The organism is Kribbella sp. ALI-6-A, from assembly GCF_001984195.1.
GTDB lineage: Bacteria > Actinomycetota > Actinomycetes > Propionibacteriales > Kribbellaceae > Kribbella.
The window spans coordinates 704,182-726,783 of the sequence record NZ_MTQN01000009.1; the positions used below are offsets into that span (position 1 = coordinate 704,182).

General features: G+C 65.4%; 18 protein-coding genes and 1 tRNA gene. 10 read left to right on the plus strand and 9 right to left on the minus strand.

Annotation, left to right across the window (positions count from 1 at the left end; translation table 11 throughout):
* Positions 1-163 precede the first annotated feature (163 nt).
* The gene (locus tag BWI15_RS39340; protein WP_168197299.1) at positions 164-301 is read right to left on the minus strand and encodes a hypothetical protein; all 138 of its coding nucleotides are present in this window, start codon (positions 299-301) and stop codon (positions 164-166) included.
* Positions 302-393: 92 nt separating this feature from the next.
* On the opposite strand from BWI15_RS39340, the gene BWI15_RS12265 reads away from it, so the two are divergent.
* Entirely contained in the window at positions 394-615 is a 222-nt protein-coding gene (locus tag BWI15_RS12265) for a hypothetical protein (RefSeq protein WP_143465521.1), read from the plus strand.
* A gap of 119 nt (positions 616-734) precedes the next feature.
* On the opposite strand, the gene BWI15_RS12270 is transcribed toward BWI15_RS12265, so the two are convergent.
* Positions 735-4,169: an NACHT domain-containing protein gene (locus BWI15_RS12270; protein WP_143465523.1), complete on the minus strand. Its 3,435-nt coding sequence runs from the start codon at positions 4,167-4,169 to the stop codon at positions 735-737.
* 579 nt (positions 4,170-4,748) lie between these two features.
* Positions 4,749-6,683 (minus strand): hypothetical protein, encoded by a 1,935-nt coding sequence (locus BWI15_RS12275; RefSeq protein ID WP_143465525.1) that lies wholly within the window; start codon positions 6,681-6,683, stop codon positions 4,749-4,751.
* 186 nt (positions 6,684-6,869) lie between these two features.
* Between BWI15_RS12275 and BWI15_RS12280 the strand changes: the two genes are divergently transcribed.
* The 5 genes from BWI15_RS12280 to BWI15_RS12300 all read left to right on the plus strand — a co-directional run bounded on the left by BWI15_RS12280 (position 6,870) and on the right by BWI15_RS12300 (position 15,590).
* Positions 6,870-8,777: a hypothetical protein gene (locus tag BWI15_RS12280; RefSeq protein WP_143465527.1), complete on the plus strand. Its 1,908-nt coding sequence runs from the start codon at positions 6,870-6,872 to the stop codon at positions 8,775-8,777.
* A gap of 314 nt (positions 8,778-9,091) precedes the next feature.
* Positions 9,092-9,583: a hypothetical protein gene (locus BWI15_RS12285; protein ID WP_077014449.1), complete on the plus strand. Its 492-nt coding sequence runs from the start codon at positions 9,092-9,094 to the stop codon at positions 9,581-9,583.
* Positions 9,584-10,020: 437 nt separating this feature from the next.
* Entirely contained in the window at positions 10,021-10,473 is a 453-nt protein-coding gene (locus BWI15_RS40045) for a hypothetical protein (RefSeq protein WP_237771236.1), read from the plus strand.
* 391 nt (positions 10,474-10,864) lie between these two features.
* Entirely contained in the window at positions 10,865-15,316 is a 4,452-nt protein-coding gene (locus tag BWI15_RS12295; protein WP_077014450.1) for a hypothetical protein, read from the plus strand.
* Between the two features lie 115 nt (positions 15,317-15,431).
* Positions 15,432-15,590 carry a hypothetical protein gene (locus BWI15_RS12300; protein WP_202817626.1) on the plus strand — a complete coding sequence of 53 codons (159 nt, stop codon included), beginning with the start codon at positions 15,432-15,434 and terminating at the stop codon, positions 15,588-15,590.
* A gap of 5 nt (positions 15,591-15,595) precedes the next feature.
* On the opposite strand, the gene BWI15_RS12305 is transcribed toward BWI15_RS12300, so the two are convergent.
* Positions 15,596-16,588 (minus strand): ATP-dependent DNA ligase, encoded by a 993-nt coding sequence (locus BWI15_RS12305; protein ID WP_077014860.1) that lies wholly within the window; start codon positions 16,586-16,588, stop codon positions 15,596-15,598.
* A gap of 141 nt (positions 16,589-16,729) precedes the next feature.
* Complete coding sequence (locus tag BWI15_RS12310) at positions 16,730-17,386, minus strand: NAD(P)-dependent oxidoreductase (RefSeq protein WP_077014451.1); 657 nt, start codon at positions 17,384-17,386, stop codon at positions 16,730-16,732.
* Between BWI15_RS12310 and BWI15_RS12315 the strand changes: the two genes are divergently transcribed.
* Positions 17,359-18,465 carry a recombinase family protein gene (locus BWI15_RS12315; protein ID WP_077014452.1) on the plus strand — a complete coding sequence of 369 codons (1,107 nt, stop codon included), beginning with the start codon at positions 17,359-17,361 and terminating at the stop codon, positions 18,463-18,465. The two genes, BWI15_RS12310 and BWI15_RS12315, sit on opposite strands and share 28 nt — an antisense overlap.
* Here the strand turns inward: BWI15_RS12315 and BWI15_RS12320 are convergent.
* The 3 genes from BWI15_RS12320 to BWI15_RS12330 form a co-directional block, all read right to left on the minus strand.
* Positions 18,447-18,532 (minus strand) — tRNA-Leu (locus BWI15_RS12320). The two genes, BWI15_RS12315 and BWI15_RS12320, sit on opposite strands and share 19 nt — an antisense overlap.
* A 124-nt stretch (positions 18,533-18,656) precedes the next feature.
* Positions 18,657-19,544, minus strand: coding sequence for a serine hydrolase (locus BWI15_RS12325; protein ID WP_077014453.1), 888 nt, complete (start codon positions 19,542-19,544; stop codon positions 18,657-18,659).
* Positions 19,541-20,434: a LysR family transcriptional regulator gene (locus tag BWI15_RS12330; protein WP_330359528.1), complete on the minus strand. Its 894-nt coding sequence runs from the start codon at positions 20,432-20,434 to the stop codon at positions 19,541-19,543. Before BWI15_RS12330 ends, BWI15_RS12325 begins: the two co-directional genes overlap by 4 nt.
* Positions 20,435-20,514: 80 nt before the next feature.
* Here BWI15_RS12330 and bla point away from each other — a divergent pair, with 80 nt between their 5' ends.
* On the plus strand, positions 20,515-21,450 hold the full coding sequence (bla, locus tag BWI15_RS12335; protein ID WP_441327591.1) for a class A beta-lactamase: 936 nt from the start codon (positions 20,515-20,517) through the stop codon (positions 21,448-21,450).
* 204 nt (positions 21,451-21,654) lie between these two features.
* Entirely contained in the window at positions 21,655-21,858 is a 204-nt protein-coding gene (locus BWI15_RS12340) for an antitoxin (protein ID WP_077014456.1), read from the plus strand.
* Between the two features lie 54 nt (positions 21,859-21,912).
* Here BWI15_RS12340 and BWI15_RS12345 read toward each other — a convergent pair whose 3' ends face one another.
* Positions 21,913-22,218, minus strand: a complete 306-nt coding sequence (locus BWI15_RS12345; protein ID WP_077014457.1) for an NIPSNAP family protein — start codon at positions 22,216-22,218, stop codon at positions 21,913-21,915.
* Between the two features lie 39 nt (positions 22,219-22,257).
* On the opposite strand from BWI15_RS12345, the gene BWI15_RS12350 reads away from it, so the two are divergent.
* Positions 22,258-22,593 (plus strand): TraR/DksA family transcriptional regulator, encoded by a 336-nt coding sequence (locus BWI15_RS12350; RefSeq protein WP_077014458.1) that lies wholly within the window; start codon positions 22,258-22,260, stop codon positions 22,591-22,593.
* The last annotated feature ends 9 nt before the right edge of the window (positions 22,594-22,602 follow it).

Below are 22,602 nucleotides of genomic sequence, written 5' to 3' on the forward strand. Positions count from 1 at the left end.
TCACACGTCGCAGGCGAGCTGGCGAAACGCACGGAGGTGAACGAGGCCCTGCGCGACGTCGCGACCGAGCTCGGGGTCGTCCCGGCTGGCAGCGAGCTGCGAGGCCTGGCCGGGGAGCTTCAGACAACGGCCGGCTATCTGGCACCGTGTGGCGCCTGGTCCGCTACAAGACGTTGGCCGTCACGCTGGCAGCCACGGTCTTCGTACTGGCGATGTCGACGCCGGCTTTGCTCCTGCGTTCCGGTTCTGGGTGGCTGGGGTCGGTAGCGACCGCGATCGGGTCCGTCTGGGCGATGGTCATCGCCGCATCCGAACTGATTCGGCGCGCGGACCAACTGGTCAACAAAGGTCTGGCCAAGGTCGATCGGCTATCACATCGCATCCGAGGTGGAGGTGACAGTCAGGTCCGAGCATGATCGCGACGAACGAATGCTCGACCTGACCCTCACCGAGAAGGATCACGAGGTCACCCAAGCGACCCAGGCCATCGCCGCGCTCGACGAGAAGATCGCGGCAACCCCGGCGACGGCCGGAGCACTGACAGTCGGCCGCCGGCTGTACGACTTTCTCGCCGACGGCTACCAGAAGCACCAGGGCGTGGTCGGCATGATCTGAGCGCCGGACCGTCGAAGGTATGCCACTCGTTGAGATCGAGACAGGGCTCGGCATGCTGAGCCGTCTGCTACGTGGGTCATTGGTTGAAGGCTGGTTCGGCTCGTGGCTGGACGTCGGCGTCACCCCCGCTCACGACCCGGCCGTGGGATGGCTATCTCGTCGTAGAAGTGCGCGAGAGCTCCGGCGCCCGCGAGCGTGCGTTCGGCTCCTTTGCGTGCTGAGGTGGCGATCGGGTCGGTCCTATCGCTGGTTAGGTTCAGGACGGCGATTGCGCAATCGATCAGGAGCTCTTCCGAAGCCCCTTCGGGTAGGGATGACCACCTGTTGGCTTGGAAGCCGCCGCTTCCGTGCTGCAGTTGAAGGGTCAGGCCTTCGAGCCAAAGGTCAAGCGCGTCGTCTGCACTGATCCGGTGGCGGTCGCTAGGCCTGACGGCGTGTGGAGTACTCCAGATCTCTGCGGCCGTGGCCAGGATTCCCCCGGCGCGGCCTAGGCGTTGCCCTTCGGCGATGTCGCGTCGGGCCTCGCCGACGAGTGCTGTCCAGTCGAGCGAGTTCTTCACGGCTGTGTACGAAGCCGCATCCATCCAGTACGCGGCCCTGTCCCAGGGCGCGAGGCTTGCGTCGATCCTGGAGTCGTCGGCGTTGGTGTCGTCGTCCCAGGCGAGAAAGGTGTCGAGGACGCGGGCCGAGGGAGTTTCAGCGAGCACGCAGAACGCCCAAATTAGCGACTCGATCTGGCTAGGCGTGTCAGGTAAGGAATCGGGCTGACGTGCGTTGATGATCGCTTCGGCCAGCGGCAGGGAGAGGTGGGTGGCGGGCGGATCGAGGTGCCAGCTCCCGTCACCAGGGAAGCCATCGAAGTAGGAGGCTGCTCGAGCGAGGTGCACCCAATCTTTCTCCAGCGGCTCAAAATGCGTCCATCCGACTTCCTGTTCCAAGTCGGCTGCCAGAAGCCGGACGTCTTCAGGGTGGAGCGGCCCAGTCATCTTGGCAGCTAGACGAACGTAGTCGCGCCGCCCGCTGTTGTTGTAGAGATGGATAGCAACAGCGAGAGCTATCCGCGACGGAAGACCGGACCGCTTCGCCAGTTCAGTCATAAGGGGCTCGTCCAAGCTTCTGAGCTCCCAGGCGCTGAGGACTCCTGGGCCATGAGCGATCTGACCGATCAGCTCATCGGCCATGAAGACGAGGATCTCGGGCGGGCAATCGTCAACGTTAGGCATGGAGATCGTGCCTGTCATACGGGCGGCCTGAACGGCAAGGGGCCACCAACGGTGGGGGTCGCTCGCTACCCGCGCGTTCCACAATGCTTCCGTGCCCCTGTACATGGCGGCAAGCAGTCCGGCTTGGTGAAGTCGTTCAAGGAGTGGCAGCGTGCGTGTGGCCGGATGAGACGCGAACAGCCAGCTTCCATACTGCGAGAGGTCTGCTTCACCGGACAGCAGCGCATCTGTGGTGGTTTCGGGCTCCAGTTGGAAAGCCGAACTCACGGCGCCGCTTGCAGCAAGGAAGCGAGCGATCCGACGTCGTCGGCGGCGGCAGGTGCAGTACGGGGCCAGAAGCTCAAGTCCACCAGCAAGCCCGCGGTTCGGGGTGTCACGCGTCTCTGCTCGGTGCTGCAGGTCATCGAGCAGAGAATGCAGGTCCGGTGTTTCGAAGAGCAGCTGCCCTGTTTGGTGCAGGGTGGCTGACCAGCTGGGATGCAGGACGGCGAGGAGCAGGTCGGCCCAGGCTTCCTCGCTGGTGCCGCCGGTGATGAGGCGGGCCAGACGGCGTGCTGTGAAGTGTTCGTGGATAACGCGGTGGAGCCATCGCACCGACTGGTAACGCTCCGACGTCGGGGCGACCCTGCCGTGCGCGATCAGGAGTCCGGCTGCATAGACCATTTGCGGTGCGTCGACGGAGGAGCTCAAATCCTCGAGCTCGGCCAGGGTGGCCGCGTCGGTCCAGCGTTGCTGGTAGGCGCCGTAAGGAATGCGCGACATGGCCCAAGCAAGGTCGGTCGCTGCGAGAGTGATCGCAGCGACGCGGGCACTGTCGGTGATCCAATGGTCGGGTTCGTGCCAAGACCGTCGGATGAAGTGATCAATGAACCTCTCGAAGATGGCGGCTTCGGTTGTGGGGATTTCCTCGTGCATCGCGACGAAGCAAACGAAGCCAAGGGTGAGTGGGTTCGTCAGGACCGAGGCAATGGCGGGGTTTGACGCCGCGGTGGCGTGACGTTGTCGGGCGACGTCGTCCCCAGTCAGGGAGAACCACCGATCGGCGAAGCCGGCTGGTGATGGAGCGATCAGTGGCAGGACCGCCAGGTGGACGGCCTCAGCCCACGGGGCGGTGTACCCCGATATCCGGCTGGTGATGACGACGGTGTAACCGTGATCGGAGAGGAGGGCGGCTAAGCGCTGGATTTCGTCGCGTCCCGACGCGCTCGTCACTTCGTCGAGTCCGTCAAGGACGATCAAGGGGGACGGCTGACCAGGCTCAAACGCCAGGAAAGAAGGACTGACGGTTGCGCGGATCGCATGACTCATCGACGCCGCGACCACGGCAAGGCCCACGTCCAGCACGTATGTGGATGCGCCACCTTCGAGCCTAGTTTCGAGGTCGTCGAGGCGCGCATAGGCCGCCGGAAGCCGCTGGCCTATCCGCTGGAGGGTGAGGTACTTGGCGAGCGTGGTCTTCCCCGCGCCGGGGTTGCCGAGGATGACAGCCAACGAGTTCGCCGCCAGGACGTCATCGATCTCTTCCGGAGCGCCGTCCAGATAGCCATCCCAGTACAGGCCATGGGAGTCAAAGCCGCGCGTCTGGACGTCGATCCTTGCCACGGCAAGGTCGGCAGCCAGGTCCTCGGTAGTGAAGTCCAAGGGATAGTACGCCGGAGGCGCTCCAAGCGCCCGCCATGCTGCCTCTGCGATAGCCTCGCCGTCCCGTCCCTCCGATGGGGGATCGGCTGCGCTGGCGTGGTCGGTCGCGCCAGGAGCGTTGACCTGTGACTCCCGTAGTTCGCGGGTCGCGTCGACGCTGTCCGTGATCCAGGCAGGGGTTTGCGCCTGGTTGCGGAGCAGTTGCCCGACTCCGGCGGCGGTTGCGTGGGCTCGAGCGTTCGAATCGTCGAGGTACCAGCCGCACGTCAGTTCCGCGACCCGATGGGCAAGCGCACGGAAGTAGCCTTGCTCGTTCTCGCTCCACTGCGTGAGCTCGGAGACGGTCTCGTCGTCCGTGACCAGCCGCACGAGCTGATCAGGTCCAATCAACGCGGCAACAGGAATGTCACCCTTCCGCGTGGCAGCAGCCCGCGTGAACGCCTGCACTAGGAGGTGCTCGGCCGGGCTGCGCTCTGCATGGCTCGGTAGCGCACGGAACTCCTCCGGTCCTGTGTCGGAGAGATCTATGACTGCCTGAGCCACGAGGGCTTTGACCCGCTTGCGAGACAGACCGGTCAGGTCGGCGATCGCGTCGGCGAGATCGGCCCCACCGACGAGCCTCAAGGCGGCCTTCACCACTGCGGCCCCCATCGGCTTGCCGGTCGCTGAACCTGGCAGTCCACCCTCCATAGCAGCGAACCCTAGACCAGCCACATCCGCAAACGGCACGCACCCACGGCGAGACACAGCGCCGCCCGGCTGATCTATCTGCGATGGCTGGCCAACGACCTGGCCACCGAGGCTTCCGTCGGCTGGAGCTGGTCGCCCGCCGTCTACCGCTTCCGCAACACAGCCGTAGTGCTGTTCGGGTGGGTGCAACACACAGACACAACCATCATCGAGCGGCTCCTCGTCGAGCGAGTCACTCCCCCGTCTACCCGCCACCCCCGCAGAACCAGTGGCACGACACCGCTACTGCCCCCGACCTCAGACGCAGCCACAAGCGCAGACCCCTGTACCTCCTCGTGTCGCAGATCAATCAGGCCTGCACTCGGATCACTGAGACCGAGTCCTTCGCGGACACCCTTCCGCTGGTCGACCTGATGGCACGCAGCCTGCACGCGTTGAGAAACGAACTCCGAGCCGCCGCCGACTGCACTGACGCAGTATTGGCCATGGCCCGCGAAGCCCAACCCACAGCACTCGCACAGCGCGACGCGCCGTCAGCGCAAACGCTGGGTCTGCACCGACGGAGATTTTCGGACAGAGTCAGCGGTCGGTGGCGAAGTATGCGGTCCGGACCGCGATCGATTGTGGCGCCGGGAGCGACTTGGCGGTGTCGCTCAGTTCGCCGATCCGGACGACCCAGGTGGGCTTGGACTCGTCGACGTCCGGGTGCTTTCCGGTCGGGTCCGACAGGACGACAAATTCTTTGCCTTCACATCCGTAATTCGGGATCCATCCGTCCGGACGGCCGGACCAAGCTCCTCCGATCCGACGGCGGCACTTCGTCCCATCCGCAAGTACCACACCCCAAGGGCGCGGGTCCGTTCGTGGCTCTACCGCCGGGAGAGGCCACTCGCTCAGCGGCCACTGCCTCAGTGTCCGGTTCCATGGCTCTCCACCGCAGTACGCGTCAGGCGAGCCTTGAGGTACCCAGCAGACATCGGCGTACGAGGCCGTCCCACCACACTCGTAGATTCCTCCGCTGACGGCCGATGGCGAAGCCGACGGTCCGAACGAACAATCGAGGGCGCCATCGGTCACCGGTTGGACCTGGTAGCCGGATTTGACCTTGCCGGTTGCCGACAATGGGTTGATCTTCACGATCTGGGTCGGTACGGACGTCGGCGTCAGGCGGATCAGGTAGATGGGATTGCTCTTGCCGCCGAAGCTGGCCAGCGAGTCCCAGATCTCTCTGATACTCACCACCAGCAGCTTTACGGCGGTGATGACCGCGGTGACCACTGTCATCACCGCGTCGAGAATCAGGCTGCCGAAGAAGATCAGCGGACCGGACTCGCTGGCCGAGATCTTGCCCATCGCGACCACGCACTTGCCCGCCATCGTGATGATCGCTCCTGCGGTCTTTCCCGGTTCGACCGGTTCGGTCAGCTCGTTGGTGAACTCCTCGGTGAAGGACTGCAGACAGTCACGCCCCGCCTCACCCCAGGCGTCGAGCTTGCCGGTGCCGTTGATCAGCCGGATCAGACGATCCAGCCCGTTCTTCCCCAGTTGTACTCCGGCCAGCTCGGCGACCTTCGTCTCGACCTGAAAGGCGAGCCCGAGGATCTCGAACGCGTAGGCGTAGAAGCTGATCTCGGCCAGGACCCGGGCATCGGCGCCGGACGGCAGACTGAAGCTGACCGTTTTCCCTTTGTCTATCAGGATCACGGATTTCCCCGGCCGCGTCAGGGCCTGCGCCGCCTTCGTCGCGGTGAACTGGGTCAAGGCATCGAGGCTGATGCCGTACCGCTGCCCCGACAGCACCTTCCACGACGACGGGTAGGTGATCTGGGTGTAGGTGATGCGGTTGTTCGCGATCTTCAGCACCGTCTTGCCGCCCTCGACACCGAGGCACCACTTCACGCTGTCGCCGCCATCGGACGACACCCGGACCTTCGCGCGGGCGGTGTCCTGTGCCGCACACCGAGGTGCCGCGACGTCTGCTCGCCCGGTCATCCAGGACGTGAACCCCTTCAACGCGTCACCCGCGAGCGCACGCACGTCCAGGCTGCCCAGGAATCCCGAGGAGAAGTGATCGGTCTGTGCGGTCGCGCTCAGCTGACCTGGCGTCCACGTCGTCGGCAGCCAGCGCCAGCCACCGTGGCCGTCCTGCCAGGCGATGATCGGGAGCAGTCGCTGATCCCACTGCGCCGGCACCGGGAACGAGACAGTCGCCACACCTTTCAGCTGTCCGCCATCGAGGTCGACGCGGACACCTGTACCTACGCGCCGCAGACCAACCGCAGTCTCCGGGGCCGGTGACGACGCCGCCGTCATCCGCCCTTCACCACCGACCGCATGGCCCGGCACAGATACCGTGAAGCCACCAATCGTGGCCGAGGCATCCACCCCAGGCCGAACCGGCACCTCGGCGGCCCCCGAGGTGGGCGCGGAGGAGGGCGGCGACTTCGCCTCCCCTTTCTCAGACGGACTGCTGCAACCTGCCAAACACAGCAAACTGCCCAAGACCACGAACACTATGGATCCACGACGCCGCTGCATGGTCCTACTCCCCCGGAAGCCTGCGATAACCCACCCCTGGGGCAAGCTCCCACCAGGCATATCGCAGAAAACTACAAAGCGTTACGTAACGGAGTACCCGCCGGTGCGATGAACACGGTACGGGGGAAGCACGGGGCGGAAGTCTTCTGAGGGGGATGCGGTATGGGAGCGATCAACCGATCCGTGGGAGTCGTGGTTCTCGCATGCTGCGTCGTTCTCGTGAGCTGCACTCAACCCAAGACCGAGGCAAAGGATCCATCCGCGCCCGGCCCCACTGCGACAGTCTCCGGCGAGACCGAAGGACAGGTCGGCCGCGACGGCGGCGTGGTGACCAGCAAGGACAACGCCATCACGCTGACCGTCCCACCAAACGCCGCGGCCGATGGCACGGTGGTGCGCATCCGCCAGTCGGCCACACCGGCCGGCATCACCGGGTTGGCCACCATCAACGATCTCGATATCACCCCGCTCAAAGGCGCCTTGCGGCGTGGCCGGGTCACAGTCCACTACGATCCCGCGGCGGTCGAGCGAGCAGGTGGCAGCGCGGCAACCCTGGTGATGCTGTTGCAGGATGACGACAAGAAGTGGCAGGCACTGCCGATCCGGGTCGACGCGGCGAACCAGACCGTGAGCGCCGACTGGCCCCATTTCTCCCGTGGCGTCCTCGGCGCGTTCAAGTCGGGCAAGTGGTGGGTCGACAACGTCCTGACCTTCAACCTCGGGCCGGAGAAGAAGCCGGACTGCGACAACGACGATCTGCGAATCGACCCCGGCTGGTCGTTCCGGACGACGAACGATCAGGGCGGCAAGATGCATGTGGCGCCGCTCGACGGCTGCGTCGCTCTGGCGAGCGCCTCGGAAATCCATCGTGGCAAGATCGCAAACCGGTACTGGTATGCGTTCCGGGCACCCCTGCCGCAAGGCGTGACCACGGAATTCGGTGATCTGCTGGCCTACAACGAGATTCAGGACCTCCTGATCGGCCTCCCCTACCGCTTCTTCGGTAACGCGATTCTGATCCCCGGCCAGGGCGAGGCGCAGTTCTCGGTCAGGCAGGAGCAGGAGGGTCAGTTTGTCCGGTTCCATGCGACCGCCGAGCCGGTCTCGATCGTGCTGGCAGCGGTGACCACCGCGATCGACGCCGCATCCTTGGGTACGGCCGCAGGGGCTCGGGTGGCGACCCATGCGGCGATCGAAGCGCTCTGGGACGAACGCAAGGCCGGGAAGATCGCCATCCACGAGATCAACGAGTTGATGGCGAAGAAGGCCTGGCGCGAGCGCGTCATCGCCGAACATGCGCCTGGCCAGCCCACCGAGATCCTCCGCCGCGCCGATCGCGTGCTGCAACTGATTCTCGCGGTGAACTGTGCCTACCAGGCCGTCAACGACGGTCTGACGGCGTTCAGCGCGGACCAACTCGCCGAGAGCATGAAGAAGGTCGCCACTACATGCGCCAAGTTGCTGGTCTCCGCGGCGATGGGCGCGGTGTACGACTCGGCCGACCCTGACAAGCGAGTCCTGATGGCCGCCGGATTCGTCAAAGGCCTGCTCGACGTCAAGCCGTACATGGCGACCAACGAGGCCTCGTTGGCCAGTTGGGCGCAGAAGGTCGGCCTCGACTACTGGCATGCAACGCTGACCGCGACGCAGGCCAGGGATCCTCGAAAGGGTCCGCTCAGCCCGCTACCGGCAGACGCGTTCTTCGGCGGTGCCGGCATCGACCCGGTCCACGAGGTCGGCCGGATCGAGTCCGTCAGCACCTACCCCGACGGAACGGCCGAGATCACAGTCGATCGAGTGACCTGGCACTGGTGTCACAAGGATCCCGAGCCGTGGCCCGCCGAATGCACCAACGACCACTGGGTGAAGAACGACAACACCTTGCTACGCCGGTACACCGTGAAGTCCACGGCGCTGCTGCGATTCCTTCCTCCGACCGGCGAGCACGTGTGGTCCAAGGGCAAGCTTAAGGACCTGCAAAAACACATCGAACAACGCGAAGCGCTGTGGGACATCCGCCACAACGCTGACTCGACCGTGTCCGGACTCGGCGAGATCTGGACTCCCTAGAGTCAGTGGCCTTCATACCAGTTCAGCAGTGACTTCCTGTTGACATCACATGCTCACATGCGTTCACTCAGAGCGGGGGTGGGACTCATGGCGATCAAAGCCGAGCCCGAACGTTTAAGCGATGGTAGGAATATCGACCAAGAGGCGTACCGGTCCCAGACCGGCGACATTGCGGTCCGGCGTGAACCAACCGTCGATGAGTTCACTGGCATCGTTGTGCAGACACCGGCTCTTCTCATTCCCATAGGAAGTCGGTACACACGCTCCTAGCCCGGCTGATCCCAACCGGCTCCCACCGGCCTTCGCAGATCGACGTGATCTACGGCGCCGCCCCCGCTGTCACTTTTCCGGGCGGGACTGGCGAGGCTTACGCGAAGATCGGCATGACTGCGGTCCGGAAGGGGGACGACGTCTACTACGTCTCCCCCACGCCTGCGAACTACTCGGACGACAAGCTGGTCATCCAGACGGTGACCCCGGAAAAATCATCTCCGGGCCTCGATTTCGTGGATGCCAAGGTCTACAAGCGAGCCGACTTCGGGAACGTGGTACCGGTCAGCGGCGGAGGGCAAGGCAACTCACTCGACTCGAAGCTGAAGAGCCTGCCCTCTCAGCTGGTCGCCGGCTACAAGCTGGACGCGGGACAGTTGGTGGATGACGTCATCTACCTCCACTTCCACGTAACGACCGACCAGAGACCGCTCGAAACCAGCGGCGTGGTGTTCGGCTACCGGCAAGACGGCAAGTCCTTGACGCAAACGCTCGCGGCAGTCCTCCAACTGGAAGATGCATCGGCCGGATACTGACGAGGCACTATCAGGAGCTTCGGGTGTCGGGTCGCTCTCTATGCGATCCGGCGCCCGACCTTCCATCTGCTCCAGTCCGGGCCTTCCATGTGGCACCTGTGGCTGCTGGCCGCGGGGCTCTACGCCTTCATGTTCGCGGCCATCCGCCGCGAGTTGCGGGGCGAGTGATGAGCACGACAACGGAAGTAGCCCGCCAGATCGCCGTGTCTGCGTGTGGTTTGGGGAGCACAAGATCGTGGAGCACGTCTCGGAACCCGAGTACGCGGCGAGGTTCGAGGTCGCCATGCTTCGCCACTTTGCCAGCTGCCGCGTGACCAACGAGCCGGCGGCGGTGGCAGATGACCAGCCGTGAAGGGCAAGCGTCGTCGGCGCTGGTGGACGGTGCTGCGGGAGCAACTCCACACCGCTTTCCGGCAGTGGCGCGACGAGGATCTGGAGTGACCGACTACACCCGGCCGCTGCTGCTCGGCTACATCCTCAAGCACTTGCTCATGACCGCTGGGGAACTGGCCAAGACCAAGGACCGGCTAGGGGCCTTCGCCCAGGTCGACGGCTTCACCATGGGCACCATCTACGTCGAGAACCCCGACACCACCCCAGCGGCCTTTGAGGCGCTGGTCGACGCGGTGATCCGTTACGAGGCGACGGCAGTGGTGGTGCCCAGCCTGATCCACCTAGTAGCGCCGGGTTTTACCCATGACATCAAGGCCACCCTTCGAGCGGGCCACCGGTGCTCGCGTCCTGATCCTCCCCGACCCACCCCACCCCTGATCTGGCGGAGCCGGCGCCGCTCCTCATCTCTCACATGGGTGGACCTCACCGCCCAAGGCATCGGCTCCGTCACCACCCGTCCCTGTCCGAGCCACCCCGAGTTCCCCTGTAGCCCCTGAGAGCTCGGACAGGGGCCCACTACCCGGCTGGCGTACGTACTGGAGTTTCCGTCTGCGTACGCCAGCCGTTCCACCTCTTCGCCCAGGCGTGGACGGATGCCTGACGAAGCGGCCCCGCCGTTCCTCGTCCCTTCAGCCCAACGAGGGACGGCGTCGGCCAGACCACAGCCGACCCAAGTGAGGCTCATACTGGCCGGATGTGCTGATTAAGGATTGCTGTAGCTTAGCGAGAGCAAGAAGGAAATATTTCTTTCTGCTTGACCCAATGAATCCATCCCTTGCGACATCCGAGGATAGTCAGTAGCATGGGGAAGCCGTATATTCAATGGGGTAGAATGGCGGCAAGGCTTGGGCGGTGCAATGCAGACTACGGGCTGGAGTAGAACTCGAAATGTCGCCTAGGCAGGGCGGGGAAGCTGACAAACTAGGCAACAAGTATGAGGCTGCCTGGGCGATCCGCCACGCCCTCTATTGCATTCTCGACCCAACCCAATCTCTTACCGCCGAGGACATCGACCCGGATGCGGGGCAAGGGTCAGAGTTCACCTATGTGAGCGGTGCAGTCGAGGCACACCAGCTCAAGCGCCAGAACGGCAACAGTAACTACTGGAGCATCAAGGCGCTATCTGGTCTAGGCATCTTCAAGTCGGCAGCAGCACATGTGGCCCAGAGCCGGCAGTATCATTTTGCTTCTCTTATCCCGTGCGGTCCTTTGAAGGAACTTGCCGATCGTGCGCGTAAGTCAGCCGATCTCGCTGCCTTCACGCAGTCGTGGCTCACTAGCGATCCTTTGAGAACTGCCTTCGACGAGTTGGCGGCCGCCGAGATACTTGGGAGCGCGGGGGCAGCATGGACCACGCTGCGAGGGATGTGGTTCGAAGTTCACGATGAGGATGACGTCATCCGGATGAACGGCATGCTTGCTGGACTCAGCCTTGAAGGCACCACTGGTCACTTGATCTGTCTGGCAATCGGTGACGTCCTGCTCGACAACCTGGGCAAGCGCCTGACCCGGACCGAGCTACTTGAGGAGCTGGCGAAGCACGGCATCACGCCACTGACCGCTGGTTCGCACGCTTCGACCCAGGAGCAAGTCGCCGCAGTGACAGGCAGCTGGGTCGGCACAGTTCAGCGGGAGCTGCTCGACCCGCCGATTGAGCGCGCAGAGGTGGAGCAGATCGCCGCGGCACTCGTCAGCGATCGCTTGTGTCTGATCACCGGCACCGCTGGCGGCGGGAAGAGTGGCGTTCTCGAGCAAACGGTCGCCACACTCGGGGCCTCCGGAGCGGAGGTCCTGGCGTTCCGACTCGATCGACTTGAGCCATTCGCGTCCACGACCGAGCTAGGACGCCAGCTAGGGCTGGAAACGTCGCCCGCCGCCGCATTGGCGCTCGCAGCGGGCGGTCGGGATGCCTACCTCATCATCGACCAAGTTGACGCCGTCAGCCTCGCATCCGGCCGGATGCCGCAGAGCTTCGATGTTGTCGTGGATCTCATCGGCGAGGCACTCTCTGTGGGCGGCGTGCGGGTGATCCTGGCATGTCGTGAGTTTGACGTCGAGAATGATCACCGTATCCGTGCTCTGGCGGCGCGTTCCGATGTGCGCAAGGTATCCATTGCCGACCTGCCCGGCGACGCGGTGAAGGCAGCTGTCACGACCATGGGCTTGGACGCCTCGAAGCTGAAAGCTACGCAGTTAGCTCTGCTACAGAGTCCGCTGCACCTCGTCCTCCTCAGCACCATCGCAGACCAAGGAGACGCGCTCGCCTTTCAGTCGAGGGGCTCACTGTTCGCAGCGTTCTGGGAACGCAAACGCCAAGCCGTGAAGGCCAGGCGCGCAGAAGTGCGCTTTAACGATGTGATCGCCCGAGTGGCTAACGGCGCTAGCGATCGACAGACACTGTCGGCACCCGTTGAGCTGCTCGACGAGGGAGATCTCGTCGACGACGCCAACGTCCTCGTCTCGGAGCATGTTCTAGCGCGGGACGGGGACCGCATCGCGTTCTTCCATGAGACCTTCTTCGACTACGCGTTCGCACGCCAGTGGGTCTCTCGCAACGAGTCACTCTGTGAGTTCCTGCTGCGCGACGAACAGGAGCTGTTCCGTAGGGCACAGGTCCGTCAGATCCTCCAACACCTGCATGAACGGGAACCCGAGCGTTTCCTGCAAGAGCTTGAGGAACTGCTGACCAGTCCCGACATCCGGCTTCATATCAAGGAAACGGCATTGTCGGTGTTCGCCAACCTGCCGACGCCGACCACCGAGGACGCAGATCTCGCCCTTCTTGTCGCAGCCACCAAGCCGTCGTTTGAGGAACGGATCTGGCAGCAGTTGCGGCGCGCACAATGGCTCCGTCGCTTCAACGCCGATGGGCGCGTTGCGGCCTGGCTTGACAGTGGCGATGAGGTGCTGGAAGCTCGTGCCATCAACCTCATGATCAGCGGATCTAAGGTCTACGGCGACGATGTGGCCGTGCTGCTGGAAACCAGATCCGCCGCGCCCAAGTACCACAGCTGGGTGCGTTGGGTGCTCCGATTCGCGGACGTCCACACTAACCGCCGGCTGTTCGAGATTTTCCTGGCGAACGTTCGGGCAGGTGCATACAGCGGAGCGGACCACGAGCTCTGGCTTACCGCCCACGAGTTGGCCAAGCACGAGCCAGGTTGGGCCATTGAGTTGCTACGGGCCAGATTTGTCGACCAGGTCGGTGCCTTGGCTCTCGACAGCGAAGGCAAGGTGGCTGCACTCACTGTCCGCGACTATCAGGCAGCCGAACTTATTTGCAACGCGTCTGCCGCCGAGCCCCTCGCGTTCATTGAGGCGATCATGCCGTATCTGCTCGACGTCATGGCGGCCACCGAGTACACGGCCAGGGAAGAGGCGCGGATCGCTGACCGGCACTTCACCCACCGGTTCCCCGACAGAGACAGTCACAACCGCGATATCGATGACACCTTGCTGAGCAGTACGACTCAAGCACTTGAGACCATCGCACGATCCAATCCTGAAGCCATCAGGCCGTTGATAGACACGCTCACGAACGATCCGCACGACGCCGCGCAGTTCCTGCTCTACCGTGCGCTGACAGCCGGCGGCGAGACCTTTGCCGCATTGGCAGCCGAGTTGCTCCTTGAGGGCGGCAGTCGACTCGACTGCGGATACCTATCGGATGCCGACTGGGTCGCCCGGGAACTGGTGAAAGCGATCGCACTGCACGTCAGCGATGATCTCCACCGCCGGTTGGAGGACGCGTTCCGCGACCTCCGCAATCCATACGAGCGGCGACAGAGCACGGGACACTCGGCCTTCACCTTCCTCTCCGCCCTTGATGAGAGTCGCCTTAGTCCGGAGGGAGTCCGTCGGCTGGGAGAGTTTCGGCGAAAGTTCAACACGGATGAACCACCTCCACCGCGCGGCGTCACCGGGGGCGTTGTCGGGTCGCCAATCAGCGGCACGGCTGCTGCCAAGATGACCGATACCCAATGGCTTGGTGCTATGGCACGGTACGACAGCGCCGAACACGGTTGGGCCACACTCAAAGGGGGAGCGTCCGAGCTGTCACACCAACTACAAGAGCAGGTCAAGACAGAGCCGGACCGTTTTGCCCGACTGGCGCTGCGACTCACGTCGGATCTCAACCGGGCGTATGGCGACGCCATCCTGATGGGCTTAGGCGATGCGACCACCACAGAGAGTGAGTTGGTATTCGCGGCTGTTCGGCACATTGCCGGGCTCGGGCACGCCGAGAATGACCGCTGGCTTGGCATGGCTCTACGCAGGTACTACCGACAGGCTCCGCTCGACGTCGTCGAGCTAGTTGTCGAACGCACGCTGCGTTCGACAGATCCGGCCGACAACTCCCCTGTGGTGGTCCGCGACGGCGACGACCGGCAGGCAGCAAATCTCCGCATGAACGGCATCAACACCGCCCGCGGCAGTCTTGCGGAAGCGCTCGGCGACCTCCTGGTCTATGACTCGGATGGCGAACGAACACGATTGGTCGTACCTCACCTCGTCGAGCTGGCCAACGACCCCATTCTCAGCGTTCGATCCTGTGTCGCACACACCATTGCGGCCTGCCTGCGCTACGCACGACCGGAGGCGATCAGCGCGTTCCAGCAACTGATCGACACTGAGGACCTGCTCCTGGCGGCGGAGCTCGTACAGCGGCTCATGCTCTACATCGGCAACGTGAATCCTGAAGTGGTCGATCCTGTTATTCAGCGGATGCTTTCGTCCGAGGACGTCGAAGCGCGCGAGGCCGGAGGTCAGATCGCAGCCTTCGCCGCCTTGGAATGGCAGCGGCCCGAACTCATGGACCAGGCCATGTCACTCGATGCACGGGTGCGACAAGGAGTAGCTCAGGTCTGTTCACGCCACGTCGATCGGACCTCAAACGCTGCGTTAGCCACGACCATACTGATGCGGCTGATGAACGATGAGGATGACGAAGTACGAAAGGCAGCGGCCGAGGTAGCCCCGCACCTGCGTGAGCACCCACTGCGGCCTTTCGCAGATTTGTTGGAGGCGCTCATCGATTCGCCCTCGTACGAACATGCGACTCCGCAGCTCCTCCTGACCCTGGAGTACGCGCCCGACAAGGTTGATGACCTTGCGCTGAAAGCGGCGCAGAGGTTCCTGAAGGTCTACGGCGAAGAGGCGGGAGACCTCAGCACCTCGGCTGCTGGCGACGCCCACTACATTAGCGAGCTAGTCGTGCGCGGCTTGGCTCAGTCGCGCAACCCACAGCACAGGGCAGCACTACTAGACGTTCTGGACTCACTACTCGAGCTGGGCGTGTACGGCATCGGAGATGCGATTGCTGCATCAGAGCGTCTGTAGACGGTTCGTCACCAGCGGGCGCATTCCTTCGATAGCTGATGCGTTCGCTTAGCGAAACCGCGGCCCGCGATTCCTTTGCCGAGTCGACCCTGCGCAGCTGCCACGGATCGAAGAGATGACCAGCGACGCGGAGGCGCGCCTAGTCGAAGCCAAGGACCGCGCGTGGCTTGGTGAGGTCGCCGCGCTGGAGGAGTCGCTGCGGCACCTGCGTCAGCGCCGAGCCGACGCCGAGCAGCAGCTCCGAGCGCTGAGCTCGGGGGTGACCGCGACTTGACTCAGCTAGTCGGGCAGCGTGTCCACGTCGACTGGCTCGAGGTCGCTGCGGTGCCGGATCAGGCGCAGTGGGTGGCGGTAGTGGCCGGCCTGCAAGGCGGCGTCGGCGGCGACCTCGACAACCACGGCCGGGCGGACCTTCATGATCGGTGTCTTGCTGCCCCGGCCCCAGTGGGTGCTGATCTGGTCCGGCCACGGATGCCGCGCTCCGGCCGGCTTTAACAGCTTCCCGATCGCGGCCGACTGGGCGTCGGTCAGCTTCACCGTCCGGCCGACGACCTCAAGCTCCTTGCCGCGGTACCGTCCGACGACCAGGAGCTCGGGGCGCTGCAGTGAGCCGGTGACTGCGCCGATGATCGCTTCGACGGTGTCGCGGGTCTTCCATTTCACCCATTCGCGGCGGCCGGGCTGGTACCGGGTGGTCGCGCCCTTGATGACCAGGCCTTCGACGCCGGAGGCCTTGAACGCCTCCAGCCACTCGCGCGCTTCGGCGATGTCGGCGGTGACTGGCGACAGCTGCAGCGGCGGCCGCCAGGCTTTCGCGAGCTGTTCCAGGCGGGTACGGCGGGCCGTCCAGCGCATCGGCCGTACGTCGACCGTGCCGACGGACAGGACGTCGAAGACCACCAGGGAGGCCGGCTGGTCGCGTGCCAGGCGGCGGCGCACCGTCGCGGCGGTGTTCACCATCCGCCCCTGCAGCGCGTCGAAGTCCATCCGCTCCCGGGTCCACACGACCAGTTCACCGTCGAGCACGCAATCGGTGCCGACCTGGCCGGCGAGGGCTGCCTGGATGTCGGGGAACTTCGCGGTGAAGTCCTTGCCGTTGCGCGACCACAACCGCACCTCGCCTCGACGGCACACAGCACCGACCCGGAAGCCGTCCCATTTCAGCTCGAATCTCGAACCGCCCGGCATGGCGTTGGGCCCGGGGAGTTGTTCTTCGGCCCGGGCCAGTTCCAGTGCTACCGGCCCGAGGAGATCGGGACCAAGTTCGGCCACGCTCTCAGTGTTGCTGTAGGCAAGCTTTCGGTCCATCACACGTGCGTGTCAGGCCGGTTGCACCGCCGAGCAACTACCTGGCTCCTGCGCCCGCAGCTCCGCCGGCATCGGCTGAGCGGCCGGAGCGCGCCTGTGGGCGGCTCAGTTGCTGATGCCGGGGGCGGCGCCGATGTAGCGGTCATCGTCGACCTGGGCGGCGGTGAAGGCGGCGATGTCAGCGCGGGTGACGTTGAAGCCGAGCTTGTCGTGGCCGTAGAACCCCTGCCGTAGCTGACCGCGGGCGGGGCCGTTCTTGGGAGCGAGGAACCGCACGATGGTCCAGTCGAGGCCCGAAGTCATCACGATCTGGCTCATCTGGACGATTTCGTCGTAGGCGCGGCGCAGGAACGTCTTGGCCATGAAGGTCGGGAGCCGGGTCTGCCAGGTCGGCTTCTCCCGCGGATCGAGAATGCTGGGGGTGGCATTGCCGACGTACCGTCGCACGCCGTGGCGCTGCATCGCCGCGACGATGTTGCGGGTGCCCTCGACCAGCGGCAGCCCCGTCGCCTTGCGGTCCATGCTCGGACCGAGTGCGCTGACCACTGCGCCGGCGCCCTGGACGGCTTGGTCGATCGCGGCGGCGTCGCTGAGCTCACCGACCACGACGGTGACGTCGTCACCCCAGCTGGTGGGGACCCTGGCCGGGTTGCGCACGTAGGCGGTGACCATGTGGCCACTGGTCCGCAGTTGGTCGACGACCGCGGAAAGCGCAGGAGGGGTACCGGCTGCGGGTGCTGGCGATCGACGAGGTCGCGGCACCGGTGGTCCAGCGGATCTTCGGGCTGTATCTCGAGGGGCTTGGGATCAAGGCGATCGCTGCCGTACTCAACTTCGAGCATGTGCCATGCCCGTCGGCCCATACGCCGTCGCAGAATCGGCACCGCAAGATGGACGGCTGGCAGCACGGCACGGTGCGGGCGATTCTGGACAATCCCCGCTACACCGGGTACGCGATCTACGGGCGGTGGCAGAAGGTCGAGGAGCTGCTCGATCCCGATGACGTCGCCGCCGGCCACGTTGTGCGATTCCGGCGGTCGGCGCAGGCCAAGATCGTCCGGTCGCGGGAGCCTGCTCACCCGGCGATCGTCTCGGTCGAGGACTTCACTCGGGTGCAACTGGTGCTTCGGTCACGGCGTGGGTCAGGACCCACCAACTTCTCGAAGCGTGAGCGCAACAGAGTGGCCGAGAAGCGCGTCTGTGTCTTTCGGTCGACGATTCGGTGCTCCCAGTGCGGACGGAAGATGGAGGCGGCTCCCCGCAGCCACGCGATCTTCTACCGGTGTGCCGCGCGGACGCTCCTGCCGGAGACCCGAATCGCGCTCGAGCATCCTCCGACGGTGTATGTCCGTGAGGAGCACCTCGCGCGTCCGATCAACAAGTGGATCGCGCAGCTGTTCAGCCCTGCGCATCTGCAGACCACGGTGGACGCCCTCGTCGGCGCAGAGGAGGAGGACGAGAGCGAACAGCAGATTGCAGTCGCTCGTCGGCGGATCGCTGAGGCTGAAGCGACGATGAGGCGGCTGCAGCGTGCACTCGAAGCTGGGTGGGACCCCGATGGCTTGACCAGTCAGTACAACACCGCGGCTCTGGACAAGCGTGCCGCTGAGGCGGCGATGGCCGCGATCAAGCCGGCGCAGCGGCTGACAGCCGATGACGTCAGACAGATGATCGCTGAGCTCGGCGACATGGCTCGGGTGCTGGACAGCGCGGATCGGATGGATCTCGCCGAGCTCTACAAGGCACTCGGACTGGCGATCGTCTACGACAACGACCAAAAACGGGCTGATGTCTCCATCAGCCCGTGTGTGGTTAAGGTCGGTGTCCGAGGGGGGACTTGAACCCCCACGCCCCGTAAAGGGCACTAGCACCTCAAGCTAGCGCGTCTGCCTATTCCGCCACCCGGACAGGTGGTCTGGCCACTTCTCAGTGGCGCCGACCGGAGAACAGTAGCAAACGTTCTGGGGGAACTTCACATCGGGGGCTCGGGGGTGTCGCGGTGGGGTGGGTGAGGGTGGTGGGGCGGGTGGGGTCAGTGCTGGCGGAGGTGGTCGTGCAGGGCTCGGGCGGTGGTGGACATCAGGGCTTCGGCGGCGGGCTGGACGGCGGCGGGGACCTGGGAGGCGGTGAGGGCGGCGATGGCGTAGCGCTGGCCGTCGGGGTGTTCGGCGACGCCGATCTCGTGGCGGAGGTTGAGCAGGGTGCCGGTTTTGGAGGACCAGGTGGTGGCGTCGGAGCTGAAGTCGGGGGTGAGACGCTGGCGGTGGACGTTGTGGGCCATCAGGGTTCGTACGGCGGCGGCCACGTCGGGGTGGATCCGGGACGGCGTCCAAATGGCCTGGAGCAGGTCGACGTGGGCGCGGGCGCTGCCGGAGCTGGCGCGGGTGGTGTCCAGCTGCGGGACGCGACCGTTGCTGCCGGCATCTATTGCCAGAGCTTGGGCCAAACCAGGTTCGGGCAGGTGATCGGCGGGGGTGTCGGTCAGCGGATGCATGGTGTGGCGGATCGAGATGCCGTCGAGGTTCCACTCGCGCAGCAGACCGGCGACGTACGCCGGTGGGGTGAGCGCGAACAGCGCGTCGGCCGCCGTACCGTCGCTGAGGCAGGTGCTGAGGTAGACGAGATCCTCGATCGCGATCCACGACGGGTGCCGGAAGCGGCTGAGGCCCGTGGGGCCCGGGGCGGTGATTCGGCCGGGCTGCACCTCGACGGTCGTCGAGCCGTCGAGGTCGCCGCGTCGGATGCGTTCCAGCGTGGCCAGCGCGAGCGGGATCTTGACCAACGACGCGGACGGGAGCTGGACGTCGGGGTCGATGCCGAGCTCGTCGCCGGTGTGCAGGTCGCGGACCAGGATGCCGGCGCGCAGCCCGCCGTCGGCGAGGTCCTGGCGCAGGGTTTGCAGCAGGTGTTCGGTCGTCATCGCGGTACTCCGAGGCATCGGGCGACGGCGTCGGACAAGTGAGTCTCGAAGAGGTCGACGTTGACCGCGGGCGCGGCGGTGAGCGCGAAGCCCCGGGTGAGCGTGAGGTCCCCGATCGGGCGCCAGGTCAGGCCGAGATCATCCGCCTGGTCGGGCGAGCAGAGCAGAAGGTCGCGGGAACACAGCGTCTCGGCCGCGGCCGTCGTCAGGTCGGGCGCGACCGCGACCTGGGCGGGACGCAGCCCGACGGCGTCGCGCAGGCGGGTGAGCGGATCGCGGATGTGCGGTACGTCGTCCTCGGGCTGGATCCAGATCCGCCGCGCGGAACCGGCCCGCGTCCGGCTCGGCCGCAGCGTCGCGACGTACACGCGGCTGACCTTCAGCTCACCCGCGAGCCCCAGCGGCACCGACCACCGAGCCTCATCAGCCGGTACGGCGAGCAGCGCGGCCCGCACCTGCTGCGAGTGAACCAGCTCGGCCCGCTCCCCCGCGGCCGCAACCTGCACCTCCAGCACGACGCCATGGGCACGCGCCTCGGCGATCAGCTGCGCCAGTCGCGCGGTGCCGCAGGTGGTGGGCACAGCGAGTCGCCACGGCCGGCGCTTGGCGACCTCCGCCTCATGATCCAGTACGCCGGCCGCCCGGACCACCTGGCGAGCCGCGGGCAGCAGATCGCGCCCGAAGGGAGTGAGCACGGCTCGTCGGCCTGTGCGCTCGAAGAGGCGTTCGCCGTACCTTTCCTCCAGCGCAGCGACACGGCGCGACGCCACCGACTGCGACATCCGCAGCGCGGCGGCGCCGACGGTGAAGCTTCCCCGTTCGCTCACGCTGACAAAGGCGCGGCATGCTCCGACCAGATCCACCTGCCTCATGCTATGCGGATCCGGCATCAGACCAAGCGTTTCCGCATTGGACCGGCATGGGTTCGAACCGGTGAAGTGGAAGCAGCACTCGATCCCGGAGGTGGAACATCATCCAGCACACCCGCACGGTCCTCGCAGCACTGGTCGCCCTCACCGTCACCCCACTGGCCGCTTGCACCAGTGGCGACGACTCCCCCACAAGCGCAACGACCACCACGGCAGCAACCCCGACCCCCACGACGAGCACACCGACCACCACCCCGTACGCCGCCGACTTCCAGCGCCTCGAGTCACGCTTCGCCGCCCGCCTCGGCGTGTACGCCGTCGACACCGGCACCGGCCGGGAGATCGCCCACAACGCCGACGCCCGCTTCCCCTACGCCTCGACCTTCAAGGCCCTCGCCGCGGGCGCCGTCCTCCGCAAGAACAAGCTCGCGGGCATGAACAAGGTCGTCAAATACTCCACGTCCGATCTCGAACCCAACTCCCCCGTCGCCGAGAAGCACGTCGCCACCGGCATGACGCTGCTGGCGCTGTCCGACGCGGCCGTCCGCTACAGCGACAACACCGCCGCCAATCTCCTGTTCGCCGAGCTCGGCGGACCCAAAGGTCTTGAGGCGATACTGCGTGAGCTCGGCGACAACGTGACCTCCATGGTTCGCGACGAGCCGGAGATGAGCGATTGGGACCCGAAGAACCCCCGCGACACCAGTACGCCGCGCGCCTTCGCGAAGAACCTGCGAGCGATGGTGCTGGGCGACGCCCTCGCCAAGCCCGAGCGCGACCAGCTCATCACCTGGCTGAAGACCAACACCACCGGTGCCGAGCTGATCCGGGCCGGTGTCCCGAAGAGCTGGGTCGTCGGCGACAAGACCGGAACGGCCGGCACGTACGGCGGGCGCAACGACATCGCTGTCATCTGGCCGCCGGGCCGGTCGCCGATCGTCGTCGCGGTGTTCTCCAATCGGCGCGCGCCCGAGGCGGAACCGGACAACCGGTTGGTTGCCGAGGCGGCGAAGGTTGTCGCGTCCACCCTCAACTGATGCAACAGGCAACTACCGGCGTGCGCAAACCCTTGCCCAGCAGGAATCCCCGCGCTGACCAGCGTGTTCGCGCGATTGCGTTTGGCAACGGACTCGATGGGCACCAGTGCGTCGTACGACCTGTCAGCAGCGTTCGGCTTCGCTGCCCTGCGGAGGGGGCGATGAACCGGCCGGACGCGTTCACCAGGAAGGAAGTCGGGCGACATGGGTGTTTTCGACAACCTCAAGGACAAGGCCACCGGCGCCGTTGACGACCACGGCGACAAGGTCAGCGGCGGTCTCGACAAGGCCGGTGAGATGGCCGACGAGAAGACCGGCGGTCAGCACGGCGACAAGATCGACCAGGGCACCGACTTCGCCAAGGACCGGCTGGACGGCCTGGACGGTCAGGACGACGACATCCAGTAACGGCACCATCTCTCGGACGGGCCGCGGGCGATCTGCCTGCGGCCCGTCCGCAGGTCAGGGCAGCAGCGGCCGCATGAAGGTCCGGTCGTAGCGCAGGACGCAGCCGGACTCGTCCCTGATCCGGTCGGCGGCGACGAAGTCGGGATCCACGCCGAACAGCTGCCGATATTGCTCGTACGCCGCCAGGCTCGGGAAACTGAACAGCGCGAGCGCCTTGTCCGAGGCGCCTTCGGACGGCAGGAAGTAACCGTGGTGCGTGCCACCGTGCCGGTTGACCAGCTCGATCCACCGCTGGGCGAACTCCTCGAACTGCTCGATCTTGGCCGGGTCGATGACGTACTCGACAACGCAGGTGATCATGGATCCGCACAGTAGCCTCGGGCGAACGGGAAGGCGACGATGGACGACCTCCGCGAGATCCTGGCCGCCGAACGATCGAAGACGGCCGACCGGATCGCCGCGCTCAGCGCGGACGTGGAGGCGGTGATGGAGGCCTCGCGCTTGGTCGCGACCGACGACGAGCACGATCCCGAAGGTGCGACGATCGCGTTCGAGCGGTCGCAGACCTCGACACTGCTCGAAGACGCCCGGCAACGACTGGAAGAACTCGACCGCGCACTGGCACGGCTGGAGGCCGGCGAGTACGGCGTGTGCGCGCGATGCGGACAGCCGATCGCCGTCGAGCGCCTCCGCGCCCGGCCCACCGCGACCACCTGCATCGCCTGCGCAACGTGAGACCGGCCG